The 1,729-nt window shown below is 69.8% G+C and carries 1 protein-coding gene; it reads left to right on the top strand.

The genetic code is table 11. From position 1 onward, the window contains the following. Window positions 1–143: 143 nt before the first annotated feature. Window positions 144–1,571: an IS1182 family transposase gene (locus ACWD3C_RS48500; RefSeq protein WP_451155221.1), complete on the top strand. Its 1,428-nt coding sequence runs from the start codon at window positions 144–146 to the stop codon at window positions 1,569–1,571. Window positions 1,572–1,729: the final 158 nt, after the last annotated feature.

Here is a 1,729-nt window from a genome sequence, read left to right as displayed (position 1 = left end):
GCCTAGGAGCGTGTCTCAGTAACCGGCAACCCGCTTGCGGTTCGTGATCATTCATGCGGGATGATCTCGGTATGCGTGATGGGGATGGGCTGTTCGAGGTCGAGCCGGGCGGCAAGAAGCGACCGCAGGGCCCTGCGGCGGCGGTGGACAAGACGTTTCGGGCGTTCGACCCGCATCAGGTCCTGCTGCTGCCGCCGTCGCTGGACGACTGGCTGCCCGAGGGCCACCTGGCCCGGTTCGTCGCCGACCTGGTCGACGAGGTGCTCGACCTCGGACCAATCCGGGCGGACTACACCGAAAAGCGCGGCTACCCGCCCTACGATCCGCGGCTGATGGTGCGTCTGCTGATCTACGGCTACACCACTGGCGTCCGTTCCTCCCGGGCGGTCGAGCGCCGCCTGGCCGACGACGTCGCGTTCCGGTTCCTGGCCGCCGGCCAGGCCCCGGACTTCCGCTCGATCGCCCGGTTCCGCCGCCGCCACCTCGATGCGCTCGCCGGTCTGTTCACCCAGTCGCTGCACCTGGCGACCAAGCTCGGCATGGTCACGATGGGACGCGTTGCGCTGGACGGCACGAAACTGGAGGCCAGCGCCTCCAAGCACAAGGCGATGAGCTACGGCCGCCTGGTCGGCAAGGAAGAACGCATCGAGGCCGAGATCGCCCAGCTGGAGGCGAAGGCCCACGCCCTGCTGGCCGACGCGGAGGTCGCCGACGAGGCCGAGGATGAGACCTTCGGCGTGGATGGCAAGGAGGCGGACCTGCCCGCCGAGCTGGACCGGCGTGAGAAGCGTCTGTCGAAGCTGCAGGCCGCCCGCGCGCAGATCGAGGCCGAGGCCGCCGAGAAGGCCCGCGCTCATGCCGAGGACAAGGAACGCCGCCATCAGGAGCGTGCCGGCACTGGCGACGAGCGGGCCGTCACCGACGCCGGCCAGCAGGCCGCCGCCAAGGCGCGGCCCAAGCCCAAGGCCCAGGCCAACTTCACCGACCCCGACTCGCGGATCATGAAGAACAGCGACGGCGCCTACATCCAGGCCTACAACGCCCAGGCCGTCGTCGACGAAGAACACCAGATCATCACCGCCGCCGACGTGACGACCAACCCCTCGGACGCGCTGAACTACACCACGATGCTCGACCAGTCCGCGCACAACACCGGCGTCCACCCCAAGCAGGCCCTGGTCGACGCCGGCTACTGCTCCGAGACCAACCTCGAGGCCGCGCGAGAGCGCCAACTCGCCTGCGGCACCGACACGTTCATGGCCACCGGCCGCCTGGCCCACGACGAGCAGGTCCCGCCCGCACCACGCGGACGCATTCCCAAGGACGCCACCCTCAAGGAACGCATGGCCCGCAAGCTGCGGACCAAGCCCGGCAAGGCCGCCTACAGCCGCCGCAAGGCCATCGTCGAACCCGTCTTCGGACAGGTCATGACCTGCCAGAACGGCCGCCAGCTCCTCCTGCGCGGCGAGGACGGAGCCCGCGGCGAGTGGCAACTGCTCGCCGCCTGCCACAACCTCCGCAAGATCTTCCGACACGCCGGGACCACCGGGCTCGCCGCCCTGGCCGGCTGACCAGCCAGACACCCTGGCCCACGCCACGGGCCCTACCAGCCGAACACCTGCCGGGCAGGACCCAGCCACAGCCTCACAGGTGCCCACGGGACGGCCGCGACCGATCCCATCGATCACGACCAGCGGGCCGCTTGCTCGTTACTGAGACACGCTCCTAG

It is taken from the genome of Streptomyces sp. NPDC002845 (assembly GCF_053591955.1).
The sequence above is the reverse complement of the archived record's forward strand: the minus strand, read 5'-3'. Positions and strand labels throughout refer to the sequence as shown.